Genomic DNA, 26,701 nt, shown 5'->3' on the forward strand with positions numbered 1-26,701 from the left:
GAATTTTCTACTTTCCTATGCTCAGCGGCCCGTTCAGGTTAATGTTCAAGGCTTTGGCAATCACCTCATCATTTTTTCAACAGGGCGCCAAATGCGCGGTTATCTGACGATCCGCAAAGTATACAAGCAAACTGGAGTGACAGAATGATACCGGAAAAGACCGACACGCTGATCGTTGGCGCGGGTCAGTCCGGCATCGCGATGAGTGAGCACCTGACAGAGCTTGGCGTTCCACACATTGTTCTGGAACGCAACCGGATCGCCGAACGCTGGCGCTCGGAGCGTTGGGATTCTCTGGTCGCCAACGGACCGGCTTGGCACGACCGGTTTCCGAACCTCGAATTCGATGATGTTGATCCGGAGAGCTTCCCACCCAAAGAACGCATGGCCCGCTATTTCGAGGACTATGCGCGCATGGTCGATGCGCCCATCCGCACCGGCGTCGAGGTCAAGCGCGTCCGCCGGTGCGAAGGCCGTCCCGGATTTATCGTCACGACCTCTCAAGGGGATTTCGAGGCACTGCGCGTCGTCGCGGCCACGGGGCCTTTTCAAGTGCCGTCGTGGCCCCGGCTGGTGCCCGACACCGCACCTGTCTCTCAAATCCACTCGAAGGATTACAAGAACCCTGAGCAACTGGCACAGGGTGCGGTCCTCGTCGTTGGCGGCGGTGCGTCGGGGTGTCAGATTGCCGAGGAGCTTCGGCAGAGCGGGCGCGAGGTCTACCTGTCGATCGGAGAGCACTACCGGCCGCCGCGGTCCTACCGCGCGCGCGACTATGTCTGGTGGCTGGGCGTTCTCGGCAAATGGGACGAGATCAGGAAGGATTCCAAGAAAAAGCACGTGGCCTTTGCTGTCAGTGGCTATGACGGTGGAAAGACCGTGGATTTTCGCCGTCTCGGTCATATGGGCATCACCGTGCTTGGCAAGACCGAAGCCTATGACAACGGCGTTGTCCGCTTTGCCGGAGATCTTGTGGAGAACATACGCGAAGGGGATCGGGCGTATCTCGAAGTGCTGAGCGAGGCCGATACCTATGTCGCGCGCAACGGCATCGACCTGCCGCCGGAACCGGAGGCGTGGGACATTCTGCCCGACCCGGATTGCATCAAGGACCCCTTGCGCGAACTTGACCTAGCGCAGGCCGGGATCCGAACGATCATCTGGGCGACCGGATTCAAATTCGACTTCAGCTGGCTTGAGGTCGATGCGTTTCACGAAGACGGGACACCTTTTCACAAGCGGGGCATTTCCGCGGAACAGGGCATCTACTTTCTCGGTCTTCCGGAACTGACGAACCGCGCGTCCTCTTTCATCTACGGCTGTTGGTACGATGCGAAGTACATCGCCACGCATATCGGCGTGCAGCGAAATTACGTGAGCTATGAAAAACCGTATGAGGCGCAGAACGACATTCCGATGCAGCGCGGGGCAGCGGCATCCTAGGCCTCATGCAACGCCCCTTGCCCTGACATCACGGGATCGACGCCGCGTTCCGTTTTAAGGAGATAACCTTGAAAACAGTCATGTTTCTCAACGGACCCAATGCCAATCTCTACGGTCTCGACCCGAACGGCACCTATGGCACGGACAGCTTTCCCCAGATAGAGGCGGCCTGCATCGCACGCGCCGAGGCCTTGGGCTTCAAGCTGGATTTCCGGCAGTCGAACCACGAGGGCGTGCTGGTCGACTGGATTCAGGAGGCGCGGCAGACCTGTGACGGGCTGATGATCAACGGCGCGGGGCTGAGCTATACCTCGGTTGCCATTCTGGATGCGCTTCTGGCGTTCGATGGTCCGATCATCGAGTGCCACATGAGCAATATCTGGAAGCGCGAGCCGTTCCGTCATCACTCTTATATTTCCAAGGCGGCGACGGGCGTGATTGCCGGGCTGGGCTTGCAGGGCTACCTGCTTGGGCTGACGGCGATGCAATCGATGCTCGCAGACGACGCGGCATGACCGACACGCTCGTTTTCTACAGCGGCCCGGATCCGTTTGAAGCGTGGCGCGATGCGCTTGCGCCTCATTTGGGCGACACCGTGAAGATCGAGAACGCGGACAAGGTCACTGACCCAGAAAGCGTACGCTTCGCGCTTGTCTGGATGCCTCCCGATGGGTTCTTCGCAAGGTTCCCCAACCTTGAGCTTGTGATAAATCTTGGCGCTGGTGTGGATCGGCTCGTGGCGCGGGACGATCTGCCAGATGTTCCGATCACGCGGTTATCCGACCCCGAGATGGGCAAGATGATGGCGGGGTTCGTGCTCTTCTCCGTGCTGCGGCACGCGCGCGACATCCCCTATTTCGAGGCGGCGCAGGCCCGGCGCGAGTGGGCCTACAAACATCCGCGTGCGGCAACCGAGATTTCCGTGGCGATCCTTGGGCTTGGCGAGCTTGGCGCGCTTGCCGCGACCGAGGTCGCGCGGCAGGGATTCCAAACCTACGGCTGGGCAACCCGAGCCCGCGACCTGCCCGGCGTTACGGTAGAGTACGGTGACGATGCGCTCCTCACCCTGCTCGGCAAAGTGGACATTGTAGTCAGCATGCTACCCCTGACCAAGGCCACGCGGAAACGCCTCGATGCAGCGGCGTTCGCCGCGATGAAGCCCGGCGCGTCTTTAATCAACGTGTCACGTGGCGAAGTTGTGGATGAAGACGCACTAGTCGAAGCCTTGCGCATCGGCCATCTGTCGGGTGCGACGCTCGACGTCTTCGAAGCGGAGCCGCTCGCCGAGGATCATCCGCTGTGGACACTGCCCGGGGTGCTGATCACACCGCATCTGGCCTCGGTCGCGCTGCCCAAGAGCGCGGCACCGCAGATCGCCGCGAACATCCGTGCCGCACAAACCGGCGGCACGCTCGCCAACACGGTCTCGCGGGTGCACGGATATTAGGCAAACACCCAACAACCAGGGATTGCGATTTATCGACCAACACGCCCGATCTCAATATTTATGAAGAAAAAACAGAGGCATAGTCGGATAGGATGGAAATGCCTACGCAGAACCTTGATTTTTGCGACTCCGCCAATCGGCCTTTGAGAGGAAAGATTAGAAACACACAAAGACCTCGCATAGCGAAAAAGAAGATCGGAAAGACCCATGTGCGCGACATGGAAAGGCAGCGGATCATCCAGACGGATTGCGCCATCCGGTGGCAAGCCGACATCGTCGCCATCACACAAGTCAGCAGCACAGGACTTTTCGAGACCAGCCCCGATCACGCGCTGTCACGCGGCTCGGGGGACCATCCGGACGGTCAATCAGGTCCGGTCCTCCTACGGCAACATTCCAAACCGTTGCCGAAACATAAACTCTCAACCAACAGGATAATCACATGAAACGTCTCCTCCTGACCGCCTCGGCGCTGAGCCTTCTCGCGCCAGCAGCCTTTTCCGAAACGCTAATTGTGAGCAGCTGGGGCGGAAGTTTTCGAGATCTGATCGATGACACCATCGCCGCGAAGTTCACGGAGGAAACCGGTGTCGAAGTCGAGTTCATCACGGGCGGCACCATTGACCGGCTGAACCAAGCGAAACTGAGCCGCGACACGCCGGAAAGCGACGTGACCTTCACGACCTCGCATATCGGCTGGCTCTATCATAACGACGGGTTGTTCGAGGAACTGGACATGTCCCAGATCCCGAACGCGGAATACCTCGTCGATCAGGCCAAGATCAGCCCCTCGCATATCGGGGCCTGGGCTTATGTCTACACCATCGGCTATTTGCCGGATTACGTGCCCGAGGGCATTGATTTCGACAGCTGGGAAGACCTCTGGTCGCCCGAGCTTGAAGGCATGCTGGCGGCGCCTGATTTCGATCCCTCTCATATCATTGCGGCGTCGGCCAAGCTAGAAGGCGTGGACATCGAGAACTGGCGCGACGCGACTGACAAGCTTTTGGCGCTGAAGCCGAACTTCAAGGCGTTCTACACCAACGATGCCAATTCTCAGCAGCTTCTGTCGACGGGTGAAACGCCGGTGCAGATCCTGCTTTCAATGAATGCCTACCACATCAAGTCGCAAGGTCTGGACGTGGAAATCGCGATCCCGTCGGAAGGCGCGGTTCTGGGTGTCGACACCATGGGCATCACGACCGGCACGGACAAGAAAGAGCTTGCCTACAAGTTCATCAACGCGGCCCTCGACCCGGAGGTGCAGGCCAAGATCGCCGAGATCAAAAAAGGCAGCCCAGTCGTTTCCAACGTGGAACTGCCCGAAGAGCTTGCCTCTCTGCCCGGCATCTTTACCACGCCGGAACAGTGGGAAACCCAGACGCTCATCATCCCGCATGAACTGCGTGCAGAGAAGACCGCTGAATGGCGCCAGTGGTTCTCTGAAAACATGATGTCCGGCAACTAAACGCCCTGCCCCGGCAGTGGTTTCTGCCGGGGCGCATTTTTCCGGGAAGCAGGCTGTTCGATGAACAAGCGCCCTTTTCTTGGCTGGTTTGCCTCACCGTCGATCCTGATCGCTTTCGGGATAACGGCCTCGTTTCTGGCTATCGTCCAATATAGCCTGCGCGCACATGTTCCGGGATCGCTCGACCCCGGCGGCTTCACCCTCGAAAACTTCACCACGCTTTTGAAAGCGGTGTATGGCCAAGCGTTCCTCAACACGGTTCTGCTATGCTTCTGGACGACCGTGTTCACGCTGCTGATCGGGTATCCGCTTGCCTATGCGATGATCCGTGCGAAGTCTCTGGCCCTGCGCAGCGCAATCCTTCTGATCTCTCTCACGCCGCTTTTTCTGGGGGAAATCGTCCGGACGTATTCATGGATGATCGTTCTGGGCAATCGTGGGTTCCTGAATGCCTCTCTGATCCAACTGGATCTGATCGACAGGCCCATCGACTTCATGTTCACGATGACCGGTGTGGTGATCGCTCTGGTTCATTTTACGCTGCCGATCGTCGTCGTGATGCTGGCCGCGGCGTTGTCGCATATCGACCGAAACCTCGAACGCGCCGCCACCTCGCTTGGCGCAGGGCGCGTGAGATGCTTTCTCACCGTCACCTTACCGCTTTCGATTCCCGGTATCGTCGCTGCGACCTCCACGTCCTTCGCTTGGACCTTCTCTGCCTTTGCAACGCCGCAGATGATCGGAGGCGGCAAGGTGCAAACGATCTCGACACTGGTCTATCAGGTCGGGTTCGCCTCGTTCAATTTCCCACTTGCCGCGTCGTTGTCGCTGGTCGGACTGCTCTTCACCATCGCAGTGCTGGCGATCTTCAACACCGGGATCCGAAGGCTCGAACAGATGGGGGCGCATTGAGATGAGAAAGACCCCTCTCGACCGCGTTCTCGACTGGACGGGCAGGCTCTTGCTCGCGGCCATTCTGGGTTTCGTGATGCTCCCTTTTGTGGTCGTCTTCATTGCCTCCTTCAACGAAAGCGCCATCCTCAGCTTTCCGCCGAGGTCGTGGTCGACCAAGTGGTACGTGAATGCCTTCGAGTACCGTGATTTCGGCCTGGGGCTTGTGAACTCGCTGAAGATCGCCGCTTTCGGAGCAACGCTGGCCCTGATCGCCGGAGCCGGGTTCGCCTATGTCCTCGATCGTTATGATTTCAGGTTCAAGGCGCTGTTGAACAGCGTTCTCATGTCGCCGCTCATCATTCCGAACTTCACCATCGGTCTCGGCCTGCTTGTCCTGTCGGCAGCGGCCTCGCTGCCACGCTCGACCTGGTTGGTCGTCGCGACGCATGTGATCATCGTGCTGCCCTTCGTCGCGCGGTCGGTTTATGTATCCCTGCGCAATTTCGAACGGCGCTATGAGCAGGCAGCCGAAAGCCTTGGCGGCACGCCCGTGCATGTGCTCTGGACGGTTACGCTGCCGCTGCTTTTACCGGGGCTGATCTCGGGCGGGATTTTCGCCGCGATCCTGTCGTTCAATGAATTCACCGCTTCGCTCTTCGTTGTCAACCAAAGCACCAAGACCCTACCCGTGGCGATGTACGACTACGTGCGTGAATATGCAGACCCCACGCTCGCGGCGGTCTCGGTGATGTACCTGGTCGTGGTCGCGACGGCCCTTGTCATAGTTCACAAGCTCTTCCGGCTCGAAAAGGTTCTCAATGTCGACTGATCCTCCTGCCGACGGTCCATCCCGGACCCTCGGAAAACACGCCGTGAAAATCGACGGCGTCTCGAAATCCTTCGGCAAGACCGTCGCGTTGGAGCCTGTCTGGCTCAAGATCAGGCGGGGTGAATTTCTGACGCTGCTGGGCCCATCGGGTTGTGGCAAGACCACCATCCTGAACCTGATCGCGGGCTTTCTGGAGGCCGACAAGGGTGAGATCTTCATCGATGATGAGCTTGTCACTCAAGTGCCCCCGCACCAGCGCGAGATCGGAATCGTCTTTCAGAACTACGCGCTGTTCCCGCATATGAGCGTGACGCAGAACGTTGCTTATGGTCTTCGTACGCGGCGGATCTCCAAGGCCGAGACCGAAACGCGTGTTCGCGAGGCGCTGGACCTGGTGAAGCTTCAGGACTTTGCCGACCGACGTCCCAAGCAGCTGTCAGGCGGACAGCAACAGCGCGTCGCTCTCGCGCGCGCTCTGGTGATCCGTCCGCGTGTGTTGCTTCTGGACGAGCCATTCTCCGCGCTTGATCGCAATCTGCGCACGGCGATGCAGGTGGAACTCAAGGAAATTCAGTCACGCCTTGGCCTGACGACGGTGTTTGTCACGCATGACCAGACCGAAGCTCTCAGCATGTCGGAGCGTATCGCGGTCATGTCCCGTGGCAGCATCCGGCAGATAGGCACACCCACCGAGATTTACGACCATCCGCAAAATCGCTTTGTGTCGACCTTCGTGGGAGATGCGAATTTGTTCTCGGCCGATCTTCTCAGGAAAACCGCGCAGGGCGCACGTCTCGGTGTGGGCGGCACAACGCTAGATCTGGACACCTATCAGGACGACCTGCCCGATCCCGGTCCGGTCACGCTTTTCGTGCGGCCCGAACAGTGCACGTTGACCGCCCCGGATCAGCCGGGCGCAATCACGGCTACCGTCGCCTTGTCGGTCTATCAGGGCAGCCACGCGGAACTTCACCTGGATTGCCCGGCCTCGGAAGACGGACGTGTAATGCTGCGCGTGCCATGTGGCGAAGCGCAGGATGCGGGCACGAAGGTGGGTCTTGCCCTGCCCCAGCGAGGCCCGGCGATTTATGCGAAGGAAGGCGGTCCCGAATGACATCCATGAAAGCCGTAATCGCCGAAACGAACGGAGGGCCGGAGGTTCTGCAACTGGTCGAACGGCCCGTGCCAGAGCCTGAACCTGGCGAGGTTCGCATCTGTGTGAGCGCAGCAGGCGTGAACCGGCCCGACATCATGCAACGTTCGGGCGCGCTGCCGGCACCGCCCGATGCCTCGGACATCCTCGGACTGGAAGTCGCGGGCGAAATAGACGCGGTTGGCGACGGCGTGAACGGATGGGCGACGGGTGACCACGTCATGGCGCTTGTCAAATCAGGCGGTTATGCCGAACAGGTTATCGCCAAGGCTGAACAATGCCTGCCAATCCCCGAAGGTTTGAGCCTGCAAGAGGCCGCCGTGCTGCCCGAAGGGCTTTTCACGCTCTGGCACAATCTCTTCGACCGCGGCGCTTTGCGGAAGGGGGATCGCGTATTGCTAGAGGGCGGCGCAAGCGGGATCGGCACGCTCGGCCTGCAATTGGCCAAGACGTGGGGCGCGGACGTCATCGTCACGGCGGGTGGCCCGGATAAATGCGCGCGTCTTGAAGAGATGGACGTGTCAGCCATCGATTATCGCAAGGCGGACCTGACCGCAGAGGTGCTGCGCCTGACAGACGATCGTGGCGTCGACGTGGTGCTCGACATACTGGGCGGCGACGCGGTCAACAAGCATTTGGCCTGCATGGCACCGGGCGGGCGACATATCGGACTTTCCTTCATGATCGGCATGGTCGCGCCGGTTGATCTGGGGCTGGTGATGCGCAAAGGACTGTGGCTCACTTCATCGACCCTGCGCCCCAAGAGCGACGCCGAAAAGGCTGCCATAGCCCGCGATGTGCGTCATCATCTTCTGCCGCTTCTTGGCCCGGACAAGGTTCGGCCGGTCCTTTCGAGAACTCTCACGCTGGACGAGGCCGCCGCCGCGCATACGCTCTTGGAAAGCGGTGACAATTTCGGAAAGATCGCGCTCAGCATCCACGATGAACAGCCCTGAACACCCGCGGGGATCGCGCCCGCGCCCCTGAACAGAAAGACCAAAGCCATGGCACATACCCGTCACCGGAAATTCAATACGAAGGACACCTACCCCGAGCAGAACCTCGACAACGACCTTGCGCAGGCTGTGGTTGCCGAAGGCGGGCGGATCGTATTTCTGCGTGGCCAGTGCCCGCAGGATCTCGATACAGCCGAGAACATCACCAGCAGTGATCCGGTCGAGCAGACGCACAAGGTGATGCAGAATATCAGGCAGCTTGTTGAGGAGTGTGGCGGCAGGATGGATCACGTGACCAAGCTGGTGGTCTATCTGACGGACGTGCGCCATCGCGAGGCGGTCTATCGCACCATGGGCGAGTACATCAAGGGCGTACACCCGGTCTGCACCGGGCTGGTTGTCGTCGCGCTCGCGCGGCCCGAGTGGCTGGTGGAGATCGACGCCACGGCAATTATCGACGACTGAACCACGGTGCGAGGCACAAGGAGGAGAAATGACTTTTTCAATTATTGGGCATTGCCCGAAAACCGGCATGTTCGGGGTCGCGATTTCCTCGTCCTCGCCAGCGGTCGCGGCACGCTGTTCTTTTGCGCGCGCACAAGTGGGCGCAGTAGCAACGCAGAACGTCACCGATCCCCGGCTCGGGCCGCATACGCTCGACCTGATGGAGCGCGGCGCAAGTGCGTCAGAGGCCTTGTCCATCGTCGAACGCAGCAACGCGCATATGGCGTACAGGCAGGTTCTCGCGGTGGGAAAATCGGGGGAAAGCGCAATCTACTCGGGCTCCCAGGTTCTGGGGATGTGGTCCGAGGCGGAGGCGCATGACGCTGCGGCGGCGGGCAATCTTCTTTCCGATGCCGGTGTGCCCGAGGCGATGATCAAGCACTTTTCCGGCAGTTCCGGACATCTCGGCGCAAGGCTGGTGGGCGCGCTGCGTGCCGGGCTTGATGCCGGCGGCGAGGCCGGGCCGGTGCACTCTGCCGGCCTTTTGGTGGTCGACGATCAGATCTGGCCTCTGGCGGAATTGCGGATCGACTGGACCGAGGATTGTCCGATCACCGCGCTCGAAACCGCCTGGCAGGTCTACGAACCGCAGATGGCCGATTACGTCACGCGCGCGCTCGATCCGCGCAAGGCGCCGTCCTATGGCGTTCCCGGGGATGACTGACTAGACTTTGGCAAACGTACCTTTGGCCGCCCGACAGAGGCGTGAAATCGAGGTTTTGCGATGCCACTCAGGTTCACCTTGCGACAACTGGAATACTTCATCGCAGTCGGCGAAGCCGGAAGCATTGCGCTTGCCTCTGAGAAGGTGAACGTGACCGCGCCGTCGATGTCCTCGGCCATCGCCCAGCTTGAGGCGGGGTTCGGCGTGCAGCTTTTCACCCGCCGGCACGCGCATGGATCTGTCCTGACCCCGACCGGCGAGCGGTTCATCGAACAGGCCCGTGCGGTTTTGGAGGCCGCCGACAAACTTAACGATCTCGCGCATATCTACACGAAAAGCGTGTGCGGATCGCTGCGCGTCGGGTGTCTCAAGACCTTCGTCCAATTGATCGTGCCTCAGCTACGGCGCAGTTTTCAGGACAAGCATGCGAGCGTCGACTTCAGCCAGATCGAACTGGATCAGGCCCAGATTTTCGACGCCCTCGGTTCGGCGCGTATCGACGTGGCGCTCACCTATGACATGTCGATCCCCAGCGATATCGAATTCCAGCCGCTTCGGACCCTGCCACCTTATGTGATGGTCGATGTGAACCATCCGCTGGCAGGCCGATCGGAAATCACAGTCGACGATCTGATCTCTCACGAGATGGTCCTGCTCGATATGCCGCACAGTTCCGACTATTTCATGTCGTTCTTCCGGGCGGCCGGACGACGCCCGCGGATCGCCGAGAGAACCTCGGAAATCGCGGTGCAGCGCAGTCTTGTCGCCAACGGGTTCGGGTTCGGTATCTGCAACATGCGGACTGTGTCCGAATATTCGATGGACGGCAAACAGCTGAAGTTCATCCCGTTGCAGACGAAGGTCGCTCCCCTTCAGCTTGGGATCGCCACATCCCGCGCGGCCCATATTTCGCGCACGATCGAAGCGTTCATCGAGCATTGCCACGAGGCGGCGGACGCCGATGCACTGCCTGGGCTGGCGCGATGAGCCAGGCGGCTGAGCCCTCTACGGATCCTCTGTCGGTCCTCGACAGATTGATTGCCTTCCCGACCCTGTCGCGGCAGTCGAACCTCGAGCTTCTGGACTATGTCGAGGGCCTCCTAAGGCCGGTTGGCGCGCGGCTTGAGCGTTTTCAGAGCGACGATGGCACCCGCGCCAATCTTTGGGCAAGCGTCGGTCCCGAGAGGTCAGGCGGTGTCGTGCTGTCCGGGCATTGCGACGTGGTGCCGGTCGAAGGCCAGAATTGGACCAACGATCCCTTCGTCATGACCCGCAAGAACGGGCGGCTCTACGGGCGCGGGACAGCCGATATGAAAGGTTTTCTCAGCGTCGCGATCCACGCCATTCTCAACGCCGCAGAGCGCGACCTTTGCGCGCCTTTGCATCTGGCGATTTCCTATGACGAGGAGATCGGATGCCTCGGCGTTCGGGGAATGCTCGATGCGCTTGCGGCGAGACCCTTTCGCCCCGCGCTTTGCCTGATCGGAGAGCCGACCGGGATGCAGGTCGCCATCGGCCACAAGGGCAAGAGAGGCTTGCGCGCCTGTTGCCACGGTCAGGAGGGGCATTCTGCGCTCGCCCCAAACGCCTTGAACGCGCTGCATATGGGGGCGGCCCTTGTTGAGCGGCTACAGGTGCGGCAGGAAGATTTACGCGTCAACGGCAGCCGCGACGACGCCTACGAAATCCCCTATTCGACGGTTCATGTCGGCATGATGCAGGGCGGCACGGCGCTGAACATCGTTCCGAACACCTGTCAGCTCGATTTTGAGATCCGCAACCTAGCCACGGACGACCCGGACGAAATTCTTGGCCATATAGAGGCAGATGCAGAGGCCATCGCGGCCGCGCATCGGAACCGCTTTCCCGATGCGCGGATCGAAATCGAGGAGATCTCGGGCTATCCCGGTCTTGAGACGCCACCGGATGCATCTTTTGTCTCGGTTATCCAAGAGCTTCTTGGACGGCGCGATCCGCTGATCAAGGTAGCGTTCGGGACGGAAGGCGGTTTGTATCAGCAAAGGCTGGGCGTCCCGACCCTGATCTGCGGCCCTGGCCATATGGCGCAGGGACACAAGCCCGACGAATACGTTGAAGAAACACAACTTGAGGAGTGTGCCCGTCTACTCTCGGCTTTGACGGATGCACTTGAGCAGGGCGAAACAGAGGATCTGATCTCCTCGACCGGACGCGCCTGAAACACCGATACTGCGGGCCAGTTGATCTTCCAATCATCGTGCGATCGTCAAATGGCTCACACCCGCGTGCCGGAGCTGTCTGAAGCGCCCCGGTTTGGCTGATCAGCACCACCCGCCAGGTGAAAGACAACCTGCTAACCGGCGACGACCCTCTGCGCGGAGTTCCAGCCGGTTGCGACTTGCGAGTGCACCGTGTGCTCTGGATCATTGTCCGGTCATCCGATGAAAACACTCAGATGGCCGAAAAGAGCCCGTAGCGCGCATTGAATTATTTTTCCGATGCTTGCACGTCGATATGCCCAAATCAGGCGTCCATCGCGTTCACTGCCGCCAGAGGCGAGACTGTATCGGCATTTAGCTTTGCCCCCTTTTGTAATTGTACGGGAGACCCCGCGCGCGAGACCTTACCGGCAAGATCCAGAGAAATCATTGCGTCCATCGCCAATCGGAATCTCGGGTCTCGCGCGGCACGCTGTTTCAGCATGGCAACTTCCCATTCCAGTACATCGCTGTCTCGCGTCAGATAGGTCGAGGCCGAAGCACGGTTGCCAGTCAGATAGGCGACTTCGCCGACAAAAATTCCTTCCGGAATGGAGAAGCGGCTGCCGGATTTTGCGACTTCAACTTCACCGTCGATGACATAGTAGAGCGTGTTGACGCGGCTACCTTCCCTCGTCAGCTGAAACCCAGCCGGTTTCATGGCCCGGTGTGCCGCTCGCATTAATTTCCGGAAATCACCCGGCGGCAGCAGGTCGAACTGGACATATATGTCCCTGTACTTATTGGGTATCGCCCAAGTTGAACCGCGGTACAACAGGCTGAGCAAGCCAATCATGTTCGCAGTCCCAGTCGCAGCACTTGCCCAAATGGCAGGCCATAAAGGCGTTTCATCGACCACCGCGTAGTACCAGATATAGAGCATCGTCCCAATGAGTAGCATGGTGCGGAGCATGATCTGGTTGATTATGAGATATCCAAGGACGAACATCCCGGCAGCGGCGAGAACAAGAAAATCGGATAAATTCAGGTCTTCCATATAATCGTTCTGGGTGACTTCGTTTGGGCGCAATGAGTCAAAAAAGTGTATTGGACTTGATGCTTCAATTCTAGATAGGGCTGAAGGGTCGAACCGGATTATCTCTGTTGTCCGCAAACCAGCTGTCTTCCCAACGAAGCACGCTGGAAAGCAGCGACCGGTTTGTCCGCAGAGCGGACCAACACGGATTGCGGACATCACCAAAATCTTGCGCCGCTATTCGAGTCGATCGATGAACGCGAGGACCGGATCTAGGAAGGCCTGCGGCGCCTCTATCAGACCAAGGTGACGCAGGCCCGGCACGATCCGAACCTCGGCGCGCGGCATTTCTGACCCGATGGCCCGGCTCATGGCGGGTGTCGATCCGGGATCGTGTTCGCAGGTCATGACCAGCGCCGGGTGCGGGATCGGCGGGTCGGGGCGGATCAGCTCGGTCACGCCGGCGGCGAGGACGTAGCGATGCGCGGCGTAGCTTGCCGGCTCGCAGGCGAGAACGGTCTCGCGCACGCGCGCCACGGTTTCGGTCTCGGTCGCACGAAACTCCGGTGTGAACCACCGCTCCAGCGCGGCATCGAGCGTGGCTGCCGGGCCGCCTTCGGCACTCTGACGCGCGGCCTCTTCCATCAGGCGCTGGCGCTCGGCGTCGCGCTCGTGCGGGGAATTGAGGATCGCGAGGGCCTGCACGCGATCCGGGTTGTCCATCGCCACGCGCCGGTTGATCATGCCGCCGAGCGAGAAGCCGATGAGGGCGGCACGCGCGAGACCCAGCTCATCCATCAGGCCGATGAGCTGCGCGGAGAGGCGCGTCAGCGTGATCTCTCCGGCAACCGGCGCGCTCTTGCCGTGACCGGGCAGATCATAGCTGAGCACGCGGAAGCGGTCGGAGAGGCGTGGCACAAACGCGTCCCATGTGACGCGGCGCGAGAGGCCCAGACCGTGGATCAGCACGACGCAGGGCGCGTCCTTTGGGCCGGTGAGGTCATAGGCCGTGCCGTCGCGCGCGTGCGCCATCAGACCCCGGCCGGATTGTCGAGTGAGTGTCCCATCTCTTTCAGATCGGCATGGCGGTCGCCGATCCGGTGATTGGGATGCCCGCCGATCGAGGCCCCCAACGCAATAACGATCTCATCCTCGGCCGGGGCGTCGGGGATCGAGAGGTGGATGGTCTGATAATGCGACCGCCTTGAGCCGTCATCCTTGTCCATCAGCGGAATGACCAGCGACGTCCCCGCCCCACCGCGCGTGTTGGCAAAGACCATGTAGGATTTCGCAGACACCGCCTCGCGGTAGCGGTTGCCGAACCAGAGCGTATGCGTGAGCGCCTGCCCGTGTTCCTGTTCTCCGCCCATGCCCACGAGCGAGGCTTTTCCGTAGCCCTCGATCTGTCCGCCGCTTGCCTCGAGTATGATGTCTGTCAGAACCTGCCCCAGCACGGGACCGTGACTGCGAATTTCGGGCCGCAAGTCTGCAACATGGCCCCTGCCGAACCACGGATTGCGGATGATGGCCAGCGCCGCAATCAGCCGGGTTGGACGATCCACGCTCTGCCAACCTTCCACATAGGTGGTTTGCACATGGCTCAGAGTGCGGCGGATTTCGACCTCGGCGTTATCCGGCACGGGCCATCTCTCTTTGCGCAAATTCCGGCATGACGCGGTCGATAAAAAGACGAAGACTGCGTTTTTGCTGCTCCATGTCCATACCCATAGATGCATAGTAAACGAAGGCATCGACACCAAGGTCCTGATAAAGCTTCAGTTTTGCGACAACCTGTTCCGGCGAACCGAACATCAGGTTCTCTTCCAGCATGCCGGGGTCGACCCGCGCGTTGCCGTCCAGTTCTTCCAAGGGGACTTGGTCAGGAAAACCGTTTTTGACATCGCCTTTCTGCATCATCAGATTGCCGAACTGACCCAGCACATGGCGGATCGCGGCCAACGCGTCCTGCCGGTCATCTTCTGTATCGTAGACCGCCGCGTGGCGCATCATTGCCCAGTTGCCGCGGAACGGGCCGTGCCGGCTGATGGCGTCATCCAGCCGCCTCCGATAGGTTTCGGCCTCGCTCATCGGCATGGTCAGCGGCCAGCTCAGAATATTGCAGCCTTCCGCCACGGCGTAATCGAACGTGATGGGCGCGCGGGCCGCGACCCAGATCGGCACCTCTTTCTGCAGAGGTTTCGGACAGGAGGTCGAGGTCGGGAACTGCCAGTACTCTCCGTCATGGGCATAGTCGCCTGTCCAGAGCTTTCGCACCACCGGCAGTGCCTCTTGCATGTAACGCCAACTGTCGCGCTGATCCAATCCCGGCTTCATACGATCGAATTCGCGCTGATAGGCCCCGGACCCGATCCCAAACTCAAGCCGACCGTCGCTCAGCAGGTCCAGCATCGCCGCCTCGCCTGCGAGATTGATCGGATGCCAATAGGCCGCGTTCACCACACCGACGCCCAGCCGGATGCGTTTGGCATGTTCCGCCCACCAGCCAAGGATCTGGAACGGGTTGGGCGCGATTGTCATTTCCAGCGCATGGTGCTCTGCCGCCCAGACGATTTCGAAGCCGGCCGCGTCGGCCATTTTCACCATCTCAAGCGTGTGATCCCGAACCGCTTTCATGTCCGTGGCGGGGTTCATGCGCTCAAGATTGATGGCAAGATGAAATTTCATGGCGTTTCTCCTCAACGCATCTGGAACGGGTTGGCAACCGGTTCCTCTGACAGGTTCATCCAAACGGTTTTCGGACGCGTGTAATCATAAACCGCCTGAAATCCGCTTTCTCTGCCGTATCCACTGGCTTTCACGCCCCCGAATGCGGCCACGGGCGAGATCGCCCGGTATGTGTTGACCCACACGATACCGGCGCGCACCGCCTGCGCCATGCGGTGCGCACGCGCCACGTCGCGGGTAAAAATGCCTGCGGCCAGTCCGTGTTCGCTTTGATTGGCAAGTGCGAGAGCCTCGGTTTCGGTCCGGAATCGCAAGACGCACAAGACCGGACCGAAAAGTTCGGTATCGACGATGTCGAGGTCGGGAGACGGGCATTCAAGGATGGTCGGCTGGTAAAACAGGGGGCCGGCCTCGGCGCGCGCTCCGCCACAAAGAAGTTGCGCCCCCTCTGTTTGCGCTCGCGCTATTTCGCGCTCGATCGTTTCAATCTGACCATGCGTGCAAAGCGGCCCCATCTCGGTATCTTCTGCCATAGGGTCGCCGATGCGGATTCCTGCGGCGATTTCGGTCATCCGCTTCAAGAACTCGTCTGCAACATCCTCATGCACAATCAGACGGGATCCCGCGACGCAGCTTTGTCCCGAGGCCCCGAAAATTCCGGCGACAGACCCGTTGACGGCACTCTCGAGATCGGCATCGGCAAAAACGATGAATGGAGATTTGCCCCCAAGCTCGAGGCTGACCTGAGCAAAATTATTTGCGGAGTTTCCGATCACGTGCCGGGCCGCGCTTGGCCCGCCGGTGAAAGAAACCCGCGCGACCATTGGGTGCGAGGTCAAGACCTGGCCACAGGGATCGCCGTGGCCGGTGACGATGTTCACAACCCCATCGGGAAAGCCCGCCTCCGCAATGAGCTTGCCGAATTCGAGGATAACAGCGGGGGCATGTTCGGACGTCTTCAAAACAACCGTATTTCCAGCCGCCAAAGCCGGACCGAGCTTTACGGCCGTCAGGAAAAGCTGGCTATTCCACGGCACAATGGCCGCGATGACTCCCAATGGCTCTCGATTTGTGAAAACGAACATGTCGGGCTTGTCGATAGGCAGTGTCTCACCGGCAATCTTGTCGGCAGCGCCAGCGTAGAAGTGAAAAAACTCAGCGATGTACTTCGCCTGCCAACGGGTTTCCTTGAACATCTTGCCGCTGTCGCGCGTTTCGATTTCACCAAGATGTTCGGAGCGCTCGGAAAGTAGATCGCCGAGACGGCGCAGGCATTGTCCACGCTGCGACGGCGTCATTGCCGCCCACGGTCCTTCGTAACACGTGCGATGCGCAGCCCTCACCGCGCGGTCCACATCTTCTGCCGTGGCCTCGGGTACTTCGGCCCAGATTTCGCCCGTTGCGGGATTTGCCGACCCGAAGAAAACGCCGTCGCTCGCTTGCACCCAGTCTCCGTCAATCAGCATCGCGTAGCGTGAAGTCATCTGGCCCTGCCCCATCCAATTTTGACACCCCCCAGTGTTTCACAGCAGCTCGATTTTGAATAATGAAATTAATTGCTGATTAAGTTCGGAAAATGTGAATTATACCGCATGAATATCGCGGCCCTGCAAACCTTTGTGACCATCGTCGACACCGGCAGTCTTGTCCGGGCCGCGCAGCGGTTGAACGTGACCCAATCGACCGTAACGGCCAGGCTCAAGACGTTGGAAGATACGCTTGGGCAGCCGCTCCTCAATCGACATAAGTCGGGTGCAACTCTGACGCCGGCAGGCACGCGATTTCTCAGATATGCGCGCATCATGACCGGGCTATGGAGACAGGCCAGGTACGAGACGGCTCTGCCCTCGGGCCTTGCCTCGGTCTGCACGCTGGGATGCGATCCCGAGCTTTGGCATGGACCCGGGCGCGCCTTTTTCAACGGGGTGGTCGAAGGCCACCCGGAAATGGCCGTGGCGGTCAAACAGGCCGGGCCGCAAGAGCTCGAGACGTGGTTGAACGAAGGCATGGTGGACGTGATCGTGACCTATGCCGCTGTGGCGCGCGGCAACCAGACAGTGCATCCGCTGCCGGCCGAGGAACTCGTGCTCTACTCAACGCGGGCCGATAGTCCGATAGACGCCGATCCGCTTTACGTCTTCGTGGATCACGGCCTCGATTTCCGACGCCAGCACGATGAAGCCTACCACCATGCCGGCGTCGCGCGTATCAGCTTCGACAGCTCATGGTGGTCGCTTCAACACATTCTTTCTCGTGGTGGATCGGCCTATCTGCCCCGGGCGCTGGCCGGTCCGTATCAACGTTCGGGACGCTTGATCGAGAGAACCGACGCACCGGTATTCACCCGCAAGAAAAACCTGGTGGTCAATGATGTCGTCGCACGGAATTGGGATTGGTTTGGCCCGCTTGCGGCCCGACTGGCAGAGCCCGTAACGACGGATCAATCACAGATCCGATAGGCGTTTCCCCAGATCGAGAAACGCGCCGCCAGTTCTGCTGCAAGTGGCTGATCGGTGAAAAAGACATCGATCTCGCGCAAAGAGGCAATGCGGGCCGGTGCGCTGCGCTGAAACTTCGAACTGTCCGCCACAAGAAACGTACGACGAGCCTGCCGGATGATCGTCTGGCTGACATGGACCTCCTGAAAATCGAAATCCAAAAGGTCGCCTTCGAGATCGAGAGCCGAACAACCGATTACGGCATAATCGAACTTGAAGTGCTGAATCGTCGTGGTAGTCAGGTTACCCACAAGCCCCCCATCAGAGCGGCGCAATACCCCGCCGGCAACGACGATCTCGCAATTCGGATTGCCGACCAGAATATTTGCCACGTTCATGTTGTTGGTGACCGCCATCAGATCCCGGTGGGACAGCAGTTCGCGGGCGACGGCCTCGGTCGAGGTACCGATGTTAAGAAAGACAGACGCGCCGTCGGGAATTTCATGCGCACAGGCCTTGGCGATGGCGCGTTTGGCAGCTTCGTTGAGGTCGCGTCGATCCTCATAGCCAATGTTCGATACGCCGGACGGCATCACGGCGCCGCCATGCACACGTTCAAGCTTACCCGCATCGGCCAACTCGGTCAGATCGCGTCGTATGGTCTGGACGGTAACACCGAAACGGTCTGCCAGGTCCTCGACCACGACCTTTCCTTCAGCGCGCGCGATCTCAAGGATTTCGGGGTGTCGGAAAGTTTGAGACATGGATCACGTCAAAGTTCGTTTTCATTCGTTTTTCTTACCTGGCCCGCTGCTGATCTCGGCGAGAGAGATGCGCACCGATTCGCAAAAGCCCTTTTAAATTGCCTAAGATCGCCATCCTCCCGTGGTGAAAAGTATAGATACTGAAGCTCGAAATGCGAGAACTTTTCAAAAACGAAAATAAACGAAAGAAGAATTTGACAAGTATCTACGCTTTATGGTTCGCTTGCCATGCAACGTATGGAGGGGACGTTGACGGCTCACACGGATCAAACCGACATCTGCGACCTGTTCGTCATTGGCGGCGGGATCAACGGGTGTGGAATTGCCCGTGATGCGGCGGGTCGTGGATTGTCGGTTTGCCTCGCCGAAATGAACGATCTCGCTTGGGCGACCTCTTCCGCATCAACCAAGCTTTTCCACGGCGGTCTTCGGTATCTTGAATATTTTGAATTCAGACTGGTCCGCGAAGCGTTGATCGAGCGCGAAACGTTGCTGCGCGCCATGCCTCATATCAGCTGGCCGATGCGTTTCGTTCTACCCTACCATCCCGACATGCGCTTCGAAGGAGGCACGCCCACGTCCCGGCTTTTGGAAAAGATCATGCCGTGGATGCGCGGGCGGCGCCCGGCTTGGCTGATCCGGCTGGGTCTTTTCCTTTACGACACGCTCGGTGGCCGCAAAATACTGCCCGCCACCCGGTCAATCGATCTGCGTCGGGCGCCCGAAGGTGCGCCGCTTCAGAACAGATTTGAGAAGGCTTTCGAGTATTCCGATTGCTGGGTTGAAGATGCGCGCCTCGTTTCGCTGAATGCGCGCGACGCCGCTGAACGGGGCGCCGAAATCCTGACACGTCACCGGGTGATTTCAGCCAAGCGCGTGGACGATATTTGGGAACTTTGTCTCGAAGACGGCGAAACCGGTGAGAAAAAGCTTCGTCACGCCCGGGCCCTGGTGAATGCGGGCGGACCGTGGGTTGGCAATATCATCCACGATGTGACCCATATCGACAGCCGCGAAGGGGTGCGTCTGGTGCGTGGCAGCCATATCGTGACGCGCAAGCTTTTCGATCACGACAAGTGCTATTTCTTCCAAGGCACCGATGGTCGGATCATCTTTGCCATACCTTACGAGACGGATTTCACGCTCATCGGGACAACCGACGCCGATCATCCGGACCCCGGGCAAAAACCGGAATGCACACCGGAAGAACAGGACTATCTGTGCGATTTTGCGTCCCAGTATTTTGAGGAACCCGTCACCCGCGACGATATCGTCTGGACCTATTCCGGGGTACGCCCGCTTTATGACGATGGTGCCAAATCGGCAACGGCCGCGACCCGGGACTACGTACTCAAGCTCGACGAAGACGGCGCTCCTTTGTTGAACATTTTTGGCGGCAAGATCACGACCTACCGCCGGCTTGCGCAAAGCGCGGTGGACCGCTTCAAACCCTTCTTTGCGCAGATGTCAGGGCAATGGACTGCCGGGGCCTCGCTCGCCGGCGGCGATTTCGAGGTCGATGGCGTCAACGGCTTGATCGAGAAACTGATGCAGGACTATCCCTTTCTTGATCGGCGATGGGCGCTTCGCCTGGTTCGCGCCTACGGGACCGACGCAGCACGCCTTCTGGGCACGGCACGCGAGGTCGATGATCTTGGCCGGCAATTCGGCGCAACCTTGACGGCGCATGAGGTCCGCTGGCTCATGGCACACGAGTTCGCCAAGCGGGCAGACGACGTGGTCTGGCGACGCAGCAAGCTTGGCCTGCGCATGAATGAGGACGAGATCGCGGTACTCGACGACTGGATGCGCGCGCAAACCGTGCGCGATGGCTCGGTTGCGGCGGCTGCTGAATAGGATGACAAGGACGTTTCGATGAGCTTGGTTTTGGACAACGTGTCAAAAAAGGTAGGGGGACAAATCCACATCCACCCGACCGATCTGACGCTTGAGAACGGGACAATGAACGTTCTGCTTGGGCCAACTCTTGCAGGCAAGACGACGCTCATGCGGCTGATGGCCGGACTAGATGTACCAGATACGGGGCGGATCCTCTGGCAGGGTGACGATGTGACCGGGCAGCGCGTGCAAGATCGTGGTGTCGCCATGGTCTATCAGCAATTCATCAACTACCCGTCGATGTCGGTTTATGACAATATCGCCTCCCCTCTGCGTCTTCTTGGCAAACCATCGGACGAGATCGACCGTGCGGTGCAAGAGACGGCGGCGATGCTTCAACTGACCCCGATGCTGCAGCGTAAACCGCTGGAGCTGTCTGGCGGACAACAGCAGCGCTGTGCGCTGGCGCGAGCGCTTGTGAAAGGCGCCGGCCTTGTTTTGCTGGATGAACCGTTGGCCAATCTGGACTACAAGCTGCGCGAAGAACTGCGCATCGAGATCCCCCGCATTTTCGAAGAATCCGGCGCAATCTTCGTATACGCCACGACGGAACCCGAAGAAGCCCTGCTTCTGGGCGGAAACACAGCCACGCTGTGGGAAGGGCGCGTGACCCAGTTCGGCCCTACGGCAGAGGTTTATCGCAAACCGGCCGATGCCACGACGGCGCGCGTGTTCTCCGACCCTCCGATGAATTTCCTTCAGATCTCCAAGACGGGCGGCAAGCTGATGTTCGGTGAAGGGCAAAGCCTGCCTGCCAGAGGACCGCTGGCGAATTTGCCCGATGGTCGGTTCACAGCCGGTTTTCGGCCCAATCACCTTGAGATCATACAGCACACCGACAACGCGCTCAGCTTTCAGGCGACCCTGAGGGTGACAGAGATCACGGGATCGGAAACTTTCGTGCATCTCGATCATGCCGGGACGCGTTGGGTGGGCCTGATCCACGGCGTCCACAATCTGGAACTCGACCGCGACATCGCTGTCTACCTGGACCCGTCGCACATTTACATTTTTGACGAGGACGGCACGCTCAAAGCGCCGGCCTCTTATGCGATGGCGGCCTGACGGGGACCCGATAATGGCAAAGATCACGCTCGACAATCTCGCGCATTCCTACCTGCCCAATCCCGGCAGCGAAGATGACTTTGCGCTCAAGGAACTGAACCACGACTGGAACGATGGCGAGGCTTATGCCCTTTTGGGCGCTTCGGGCTGTGGCAAGTCCACGCTCTTGAACATCATCTCAGGGCTTTTGCAGCCCAGCCAGGGGCGGATACTTTTCAACGATCAAGACGTCACCCACGCCCCCACCACCGCGCGCAACATCGCGCAGGTTTTCCAGTTCCCGGTCGTCTACGACACCATGACCGTGCGCGACAATCTCGCGTTCCCGCTTCGCAATCGTGGTGCGGATGCGGACTATATCGCGACCCGTGTACAGGAAATCGCGGCGATGATCGGTATGGAGGATACGCTCGATCGCAAGGCGCGCGGTCTGACGGCGGATGCCAAGCAGAAGATCAGCTTGGGACGCGGGATGGTGCGAGAGGACGTCAACGCACTTCTCTTCGATGAACCGCTGACGGTCATCGATCCGCATATGAAATGGGAGTTACGAACGCAGCTCAAGCGCCTGCACCAACAATTCGGACATACGATGATCTACGTCACCCACGATCAGACCGAGGCGCTGACATTCGCCGACAAGGTCGTCGTGATGCATGACGGGCGCGTGGTGCAGATCGGCACACCTCAAGAGCTTTTCGAGACGCCCGAGCACACCTTCGTTGGCTACTTCATCGGCTCACCCGGAATGAACGTGATCCCGGCCAAAGTGGACGGCGACCGTGCCTATATAAACGGCGCGGAAGTGATGCTTGCGCGCGGTTACGGCAAATTGCAGGGCGACATCGCCATCGGCGTGCGCCCGGAATTCGCCCGCCTGTCGGACAGCGAGGGACTGCCCGTGAAAATCCGCAGGATCGAAGATGTTGGCCGCCACAAGATCATCCGTGCCGATTGTTTCGGGACCGAAATCAATATCGTCGCGGCTGAAGCCGACGAGATCAGGGCCGACATGACCCGCGTGGCCTTCGATGCTGACCATGTCAATGTTTACGCCAATGACTGGCGGGTCAAAGAAGAGGCCGCGTGATGGACAAGACTCCCAATCAAAAGGCGTGGTTTCTTGTCCTGCCTGTGCTGGTACTGGTGGCGTTCTCTGCCGTGATCCCGCTGATGACCGTGGTGAACTACTCCGTGCAGGACACGTTCGGGGGCAATCAGTTTTTCTGGGCCGGGCTGGAATGGTTCGACGAGCTTTTGCATTCCGAGCGGATGTGGGACGCGCTAGGCCGGCAGCTTCTGTTCTCTGCTATCATCCTCGCCATCGAGGTGCCTCTGGGCATCCTCGTAGCCCTTAACATGCCAAAGAAAGGCGTGTGGGTCTCCGTCTGCCTCGTGCTGATGTCGCTGCCGCTTCTGATCCCATGGAACGTGGTCGGCACCATCTGGCAGATCTTCGGGCGCGTCGATATCGGCCTTTTGGGCCATACGCTTGCGGCGCTGGGTATTGAGTACAATTACACGCAGAACACGCTTGATGCGTGGATCACGGTCATCGTCATGGATGTCTGGCACTGGACTTCGCTGGTGGCGCTCTTGGCCTATGCCGGGCTGCAGTCGATCCCCGACGCCTACTACCAGGCCGCCAAGATCGATCAGGCGTCGCGTTGGAAAGTCTTTCGCTATATCGAACTGCCCAAGATGATGGGCGTCCTGATGATCGCCATCCTCCTGCGTTTCATGGACAGTTTCATGATCTATACCGAGCCTTTTGTCGTCACCGGCGGCGGGCCCGGCAACGCCACCACTTTCCTCTCCATCGACCTGGTGAAGATGGCGTTGGGGCAGTTCGATCTGGGTCCTGCGGCCGCGTTCTCGATCATGTATTTCCTCGTGATCCTGCTGATCTCATGGGTGTTCTACACCGTCATGACCAATCTCGACAAAAAGGGGAGCTGAGGCGATGAGCGACACAACCGCAGATCAGATCCCCGGCAAGCTCACCCCAAGCGGCGCCAACAAGCGGGTGCGTGCAGGCATCAATTCCCGCGCCGTTGTGATGACGCTCTATCTCGTGTTCCTCATGCTGCCGATCTACTGGCTGCTGAACATGAGCCTGAAGACGAACACCGAAATCCTGAACTCTTTCACGCTCTGGCCGTCCGAGCCTACGCTGGCGAACTACGCGACCATCCTGACCGATCCGGCGTGGTACATGGGCTATGTGAACTCACTCATCTACGTGGTGATGAACACGGTAATTTCCGTGGCCGTGGCCCTGCCCGCCGCCTATGCGTTCTCGCGCTACAGCTTCATGGGCGACAAGCACTTGTTCTTCTGGCTGCTGACCAACCGCATGGCGCCGCCGGCGGTCTTTGCGCTTCCCTTCTTCCAGCTTTATTCCTCGGTTGGTCTTTTCGACACCCACATCGCCGTGGCCTTGGCGCATTGCCTTTTCAACGTGCCGCTGGCGGTCTGGATCCTCGAGGGGTTCATGCGCGGCGTACCCAAGGAGATCGACGAGACCGCCTATATCGACGGCTATTCCTTCCCGCGCTTCTTCGTAAAGATCTTCATGCCGCTGATCGCATCGGGCATCGGCGTTGCGGCGTTCTTCTGCTTCATGTTCTCTTGGGTCGAACTGCTGCTCTCGCGCACGCTGACGACCGTCGACGCCAAGCCCATCGCCGCCATCATGACCCGCACCCAAGGGGCCGCGGGCATCGACTGGGGCGTGCTGGCCGCTGCCGGGGTTCTGACCATCGTGCCAGGCGCCCTCGTGATCTATTTTGTGCGCAACTACATCGCTAAGGGCTTTGCCCTAGGGAGAGTATGATGAAGAAAACTTTGATATCTCTGGTCCTTCTAGGCGCGCTTTCGTCAATGGCTTCGGCGCAAAGCATCGTCGTTCCGGACAACCGTGGCCCAACCGACAGCGGCTGTCTCGTCAAGGGTCTAGACCCCAACGGCGACGGCTTCCTTGCTCTGCGCACCGGACCCGGGACCAAGTACCAGCAAATCGGCAGCCTGCATAACGGCGATGCCGCGTACATCTACGGCGGGAAGGGCAAATGGCTCTACGTCGAAAACGGCTCTAAAGGCGGTAAAGAGGCAAGATTTCGCGGCTGGATCTACAATGCCTGGTGCGAATTTTACCCGTAAGGAGGAACCTTAATGGACTGGATGGCATGGACATGGCCGACCGCCGCCTTCTTTGGCGTCATCGCTTTGTTGCTCATCACCTTTACGATCCTCGCGATCAAATTCCCGGAAACTCCGCGCACGGGTATCCTGCGGATTGAAACGACACGGGGCGACCGGCTTTTCATCACGCTGCTTGGCTCGGCCTTTATCAATTTGGCCTGGCTCGGCCTTGTCGGCGCGAACCAGCCCTATGCGCTCATTCTTTGCCTCGTCTACGCTGCAGCGGTCTTTCGCTGGGTCTAGGCGACCAAACCCCGCGCCTCCGGCCAGCCCGGGGGCGCAGATACCGACAAGACGTTCATATAAAATGGGAGGAACCAGATGAACTTGTCACTCAGATCAACCACGGCCCTCGCGGTCGCGCTCAGCCTGACAGGCGGCGCGTCCTTCGCGGGCATGGAAGAGGCGATGGAGTTTCTCGACAACGAGATCGACGGCCTTTCCGTGCTTTCCCGCGAAGAGCAGGAAGCCGAGATGCAGTTCTTCGTCGACGCCGCAGCACCGTTTGCGGGCATGGATATCAAGGTGGTCTCGGAGACCATCACCACGCATGAATACGAGAGCCAGGTGCTCGCGCCCGCGTTCTCGGCCATCACCGGTATCAACGTCACCCACGACCTCATTGGCGAGGGCGACGTGGTGGAAAAGCTGCAGACGCAGATGCAGTCGGGCGAGAACATTTATGACGGCTATGTAAATGACAGCGATCTGATCGGCACGCACTGGCGCTATCAACAGGTGCGCAACCTGACCGATTGGATGGCGGGCGAAGGCGCGGACGTCACTCTGCCGACGCTCGACATCGATGACTTCATCGGCACGTCCTTCACCACAGGTCCTGATGGCAAGCTTTACCAGCTGCCTGACCAGCAATTCGCGAACCTCTACTGGTTCCGCTACGACTGGTTCAACGACGAGAAGAACAAGGAAGATTTCAAGGCCGAATACGGCTATGACCTCGGCGTGCCGGTCAACTGGTCGGCCTATGAGGATATCGCGGAATTCTTCACCGGTCGCGATCTGAGCCATCTGGGCGTCGAGGGTGAAGTGTTCGGCAACATGGACTACGGCAAGAAAGACCCAAGCCTCGGCTGGCGCTACACCGACGCGTGGATGTCCATGGCCGGCATGGGAGACGTGGGTGAACCCAACGGTCTGCCCGTGGACGAATGGGGCATCCGTGTGAACGAAAACAGCCAGCCCACAGGATCGTGCATGTCGCGCGGCGGGGCCACCAACGCGCCCGCGGCGGTCTATGCCGTCACCAAGGCGATCGAATGGCTGCAGAAGTATTCGCCACCCGCCGCCGCCGGCATGACCTTCTCCGAGGCAGGCCCGATCCCGGCGCAGGGCAACGTCGCCCAGCAGATGTTCTGGTACACAGCGTTCACCGCCGCCACGGTCGAGCCCGGCCTGCCGGTGATGAACGAGGACGGCACGCCCAAGTGGCGCATGGCCCCCTCGCCGCATGGCGTCTATTGGAAAGAAGGCCAGAAGATCGGCTATCAGGACGCAGGCAGCTGGACGCTGATGCAGTCCACACCGGTGGATCGCGCCAAGGCCGCATGGCTTTATGCGCAATTCGTCACCTCCAAGACCGTGGACCTGAAGAAATCAGACGTCGGTCTCACCTTTATCCGCGAGTCGACGATCAACTCGGACCATTTCACCGAGCGCGCCGACAAACTGGGCGGTTTGATCGAATTCTACCGTTCGCCCGCGCGTGTCGCGTGGTCGCCCACCGGCACCAACGTCCCGGACTACCCGAAGCTCGCGCAGCTCTGGTGGCAGAATATCGGTGACGCCATGTCCGGCGCCAAAACGCCGCAAGAGGCGCTCGACAGCCTGTGCGCAGATCAGGAGCGTGTGCTGGAGCGTCTGGAACGGGCTGGCGTACAAGGCGATCTCGGACCGGTGATGAACGAGCCGCAGGATCCGTCCTACTGGCTTGAGCAGCCCGGCGCGCCCTACCCCAAACTGGAGAATGAGGACGAAGAGCCCAAGACCGTCTCTTATGACGAGCTGATCGCCAGCTGGAAGTAGATCGGGGACCGCCTGAAATGGCCATTATGTGT

At 59.7% G+C, this 26,701-nt stretch carries 27 protein-coding genes; 21 read left to right on the forward strand and 6 right to left on the reverse strand.

Annotation, left to right across the window (positions count from 1 at the left end; translation table 11 throughout):
• The first annotated feature begins 144 nt into the window (after positions 1-144).
• From EZV60_RS13700 to argE, 12 genes are all read left to right on the forward strand, one after another.
• Complete coding sequence (locus tag EZV60_RS13700; RefSeq protein WP_135506166.1) at positions 145-1,443, forward strand: flavin-containing monooxygenase; 1,299 nt, start codon at positions 145-147, stop codon at positions 1,441-1,443.
• 68 nt (positions 1,444-1,511) lie between these two features.
• Positions 1,512-1,958, forward strand: coding sequence for a type II 3-dehydroquinate dehydratase (locus EZV60_RS13705; protein ID WP_245306305.1), 447 nt, complete (start codon positions 1,512-1,514; stop codon positions 1,956-1,958).
• On the forward strand, positions 1,955-2,890 hold the full coding sequence (locus tag EZV60_RS13710; protein WP_135506167.1) for a 2-hydroxyacid dehydrogenase: 936 nt from the start codon (positions 1,955-1,957) through the stop codon (positions 2,888-2,890). Before EZV60_RS13705 ends, EZV60_RS13710 begins: the two co-directional genes overlap by 4 nt.
• A gap of 442 nt (positions 2,891-3,332) precedes the next feature.
• Positions 3,333-4,358 carry a polyamine ABC transporter substrate-binding protein gene (locus EZV60_RS13715; RefSeq protein WP_135506168.1) on the forward strand — a complete coding sequence of 342 codons (1,026 nt, stop codon included), beginning with the start codon at positions 3,333-3,335 and terminating at the stop codon, positions 4,356-4,358.
• Between the two features lie 60 nt (positions 4,359-4,418).
• A complete protein-coding gene (locus EZV60_RS13720; protein WP_135506169.1) occupies positions 4,419-5,270 on the forward strand; it encodes an ABC transporter permease in 852 nt (283 codons plus the stop codon).
• A gap of 1 nt (position 5,271) precedes the next feature.
• Positions 5,272-6,081, forward strand: a complete 810-nt coding sequence (locus EZV60_RS13725; RefSeq protein WP_135506170.1) for an ABC transporter permease — start codon at positions 5,272-5,274, stop codon at positions 6,079-6,081.
• A gap of 43 nt (positions 6,082-6,124) precedes the next feature.
• Positions 6,125-7,195: an ABC transporter ATP-binding protein gene (locus EZV60_RS13730; RefSeq protein WP_210115095.1), complete on the forward strand. Its 1,071-nt coding sequence runs from the start codon at positions 6,125-6,127 to the stop codon at positions 7,193-7,195.
• Positions 7,192-8,190: an NAD(P)H-quinone oxidoreductase gene (locus tag EZV60_RS13735; protein WP_135506172.1), complete on the forward strand. Its 999-nt coding sequence runs from the start codon at positions 7,192-7,194 to the stop codon at positions 8,188-8,190. The genes EZV60_RS13730 and EZV60_RS13735 overlap by 4 nt, the downstream gene beginning before the upstream one ends.
• 48 nt (positions 8,191-8,238) lie before the next feature.
• Positions 8,239-8,655 carry a RidA family protein gene (locus EZV60_RS13740; RefSeq protein ID WP_135506173.1) on the forward strand — a complete coding sequence of 139 codons (417 nt, stop codon included), beginning with the start codon at positions 8,239-8,241 and terminating at the stop codon, positions 8,653-8,655.
• Between the two features lie 28 nt (positions 8,656-8,683).
• Positions 8,684-9,358, forward strand: coding sequence for a DUF1028 domain-containing protein (locus EZV60_RS13745; protein WP_135506174.1), 675 nt, complete (start codon positions 8,684-8,686; stop codon positions 9,356-9,358).
• A 60-nt stretch (positions 9,359-9,418) separates the two neighbouring features.
• Positions 9,419-10,345 (forward strand): LysR family transcriptional regulator, encoded by a 927-nt coding sequence (locus EZV60_RS13750; protein WP_135506175.1) that lies wholly within the window; start codon positions 9,419-9,421, stop codon positions 10,343-10,345.
• Positions 10,342-11,556 (forward strand): acetylornithine deacetylase, encoded by a 1,215-nt coding sequence (gene argE, locus EZV60_RS13755; protein WP_135506176.1) that lies wholly within the window; start codon positions 10,342-10,344, stop codon positions 11,554-11,556. Before EZV60_RS13750 ends, argE begins: the two co-directional genes overlap by 4 nt.
• A 304-nt stretch (positions 11,557-11,860) precedes the next feature.
• On the opposite strand, the gene EZV60_RS13760 is transcribed toward argE, so the two are convergent.
• The 5 genes from EZV60_RS13760 to EZV60_RS13780 form a co-directional block, all read right to left on the reverse strand.
• Positions 11,861-12,592 (reverse strand): Crp/Fnr family transcriptional regulator, encoded by a 732-nt coding sequence (locus EZV60_RS13760; RefSeq protein ID WP_135506177.1) that lies wholly within the window; start codon positions 12,590-12,592, stop codon positions 11,861-11,863.
• Between the two features lie 216 nt (positions 12,593-12,808).
• Positions 12,809-13,603, reverse strand: coding sequence for an alpha/beta fold hydrolase (locus EZV60_RS13765; RefSeq protein WP_135506178.1), 795 nt, complete (start codon positions 13,601-13,603; stop codon positions 12,809-12,811).
• Entirely contained in the window at positions 13,603-14,211 is a 609-nt protein-coding gene (locus EZV60_RS13770) for an amino acid synthesis family protein (protein WP_245306306.1), read from the reverse strand. Before EZV60_RS13770 ends, EZV60_RS13765 begins: the two co-directional genes overlap by 1 nt.
• Entirely contained in the window at positions 14,201-15,256 is a 1,056-nt protein-coding gene (locus EZV60_RS13775; RefSeq protein WP_135506179.1) for an LLM class flavin-dependent oxidoreductase, read from the reverse strand. Before EZV60_RS13775 ends, EZV60_RS13770 begins: the two co-directional genes overlap by 11 nt.
• Before the next feature lie 11 nt (positions 15,257-15,267).
• Positions 15,268-16,740: an aldehyde dehydrogenase gene (locus EZV60_RS13780; RefSeq protein ID WP_135506180.1), complete on the reverse strand. Its 1,473-nt coding sequence runs from the start codon at positions 16,738-16,740 to the stop codon at positions 15,268-15,270.
• 108 nt (positions 16,741-16,848) lie between these two features.
• Between EZV60_RS13780 and EZV60_RS13785 the strand changes: the two genes are divergently transcribed.
• The gene (locus EZV60_RS13785; RefSeq protein WP_135506181.1) at positions 16,849-17,715 is read left to right on the forward strand and encodes a LysR family transcriptional regulator; all 867 of its coding nucleotides are present in this window, start codon (positions 16,849-16,851) and stop codon (positions 17,713-17,715) included.
• On the opposite strand, the gene EZV60_RS13790 is transcribed toward EZV60_RS13785, so the two are convergent.
• Positions 17,697-18,458, reverse strand: a complete 762-nt coding sequence (locus EZV60_RS13790; RefSeq protein ID WP_135506182.1) for a DeoR/GlpR family DNA-binding transcription regulator — start codon at positions 18,456-18,458, stop codon at positions 17,697-17,699. The two genes, EZV60_RS13785 and EZV60_RS13790, sit on opposite strands and share 19 nt — an antisense overlap.
• A 237-nt stretch (positions 18,459-18,695) precedes the next feature.
• Here EZV60_RS13790 and glpD point away from each other — a divergent pair, with 237 nt between their 5' ends.
• From glpD to EZV60_RS13830, 8 genes are all read left to right on the forward strand, one after another.
• Complete coding sequence (glpD, locus tag EZV60_RS13795; protein ID WP_135506320.1) at positions 18,696-20,315, forward strand: glycerol-3-phosphate dehydrogenase; 1,620 nt, start codon at positions 18,696-18,698, stop codon at positions 20,313-20,315.
• An 18-nt stretch (positions 20,316-20,333) separates the two neighbouring features.
• Complete coding sequence (locus tag EZV60_RS13800) at positions 20,334-21,422, forward strand: ABC transporter ATP-binding protein (protein ID WP_135506183.1); 1,089 nt, start codon at positions 20,334-20,336, stop codon at positions 21,420-21,422.
• 13 nt (positions 21,423-21,435) lie between these two features.
• Positions 21,436-22,512, forward strand: a complete 1,077-nt coding sequence (locus EZV60_RS13805) for an ABC transporter ATP-binding protein (protein ID WP_135506184.1) — start codon at positions 21,436-21,438, stop codon at positions 22,510-22,512.
• The gene (locus EZV60_RS13810) at positions 22,512-23,381 is read left to right on the forward strand and encodes a carbohydrate ABC transporter permease (protein WP_135506185.1); all 870 of its coding nucleotides are present in this window, start codon (positions 22,512-22,514) and stop codon (positions 23,379-23,381) included. Before EZV60_RS13805 ends, EZV60_RS13810 begins: the two co-directional genes overlap by 1 nt.
• Positions 23,382-23,385: 4 nt before the next feature.
• Positions 23,386-24,258, forward strand: a complete 873-nt coding sequence (locus tag EZV60_RS13815; protein ID WP_245306307.1) for a carbohydrate ABC transporter permease — start codon at positions 23,386-23,388, stop codon at positions 24,256-24,258.
• The gene (locus EZV60_RS13820; protein WP_245306308.1) at positions 24,258-24,584 is read left to right on the forward strand and encodes an SH3 domain-containing protein; all 327 of its coding nucleotides are present in this window, start codon (positions 24,258-24,260) and stop codon (positions 24,582-24,584) included. The genes EZV60_RS13815 and EZV60_RS13820 overlap by 1 nt, the downstream gene beginning before the upstream one ends.
• 12 nt (positions 24,585-24,596) lie before the next feature.
• Positions 24,597-24,869, forward strand: coding sequence for a DUF2160 domain-containing protein (locus EZV60_RS13825; RefSeq protein ID WP_135506187.1), 273 nt, complete (start codon positions 24,597-24,599; stop codon positions 24,867-24,869).
• A gap of 78 nt (positions 24,870-24,947) precedes the next feature.
• Positions 24,948-26,669: an ABC transporter substrate-binding protein gene (locus tag EZV60_RS13830; protein ID WP_135506188.1), complete on the forward strand. Its 1,722-nt coding sequence runs from the start codon at positions 24,948-24,950 to the stop codon at positions 26,667-26,669.
• The last annotated feature ends 32 nt before the right edge of the window (positions 26,670-26,701 follow it).

The sequence above is a fragment of the Roseovarius aestuariivivens genome, assembly GCF_004761875.1.
In the GTDB taxonomy this organism is placed as follows: domain Bacteria; phylum Pseudomonadota; class Alphaproteobacteria; order Rhodobacterales; family Rhodobacteraceae; genus Roseovarius; species Roseovarius aestuariivivens.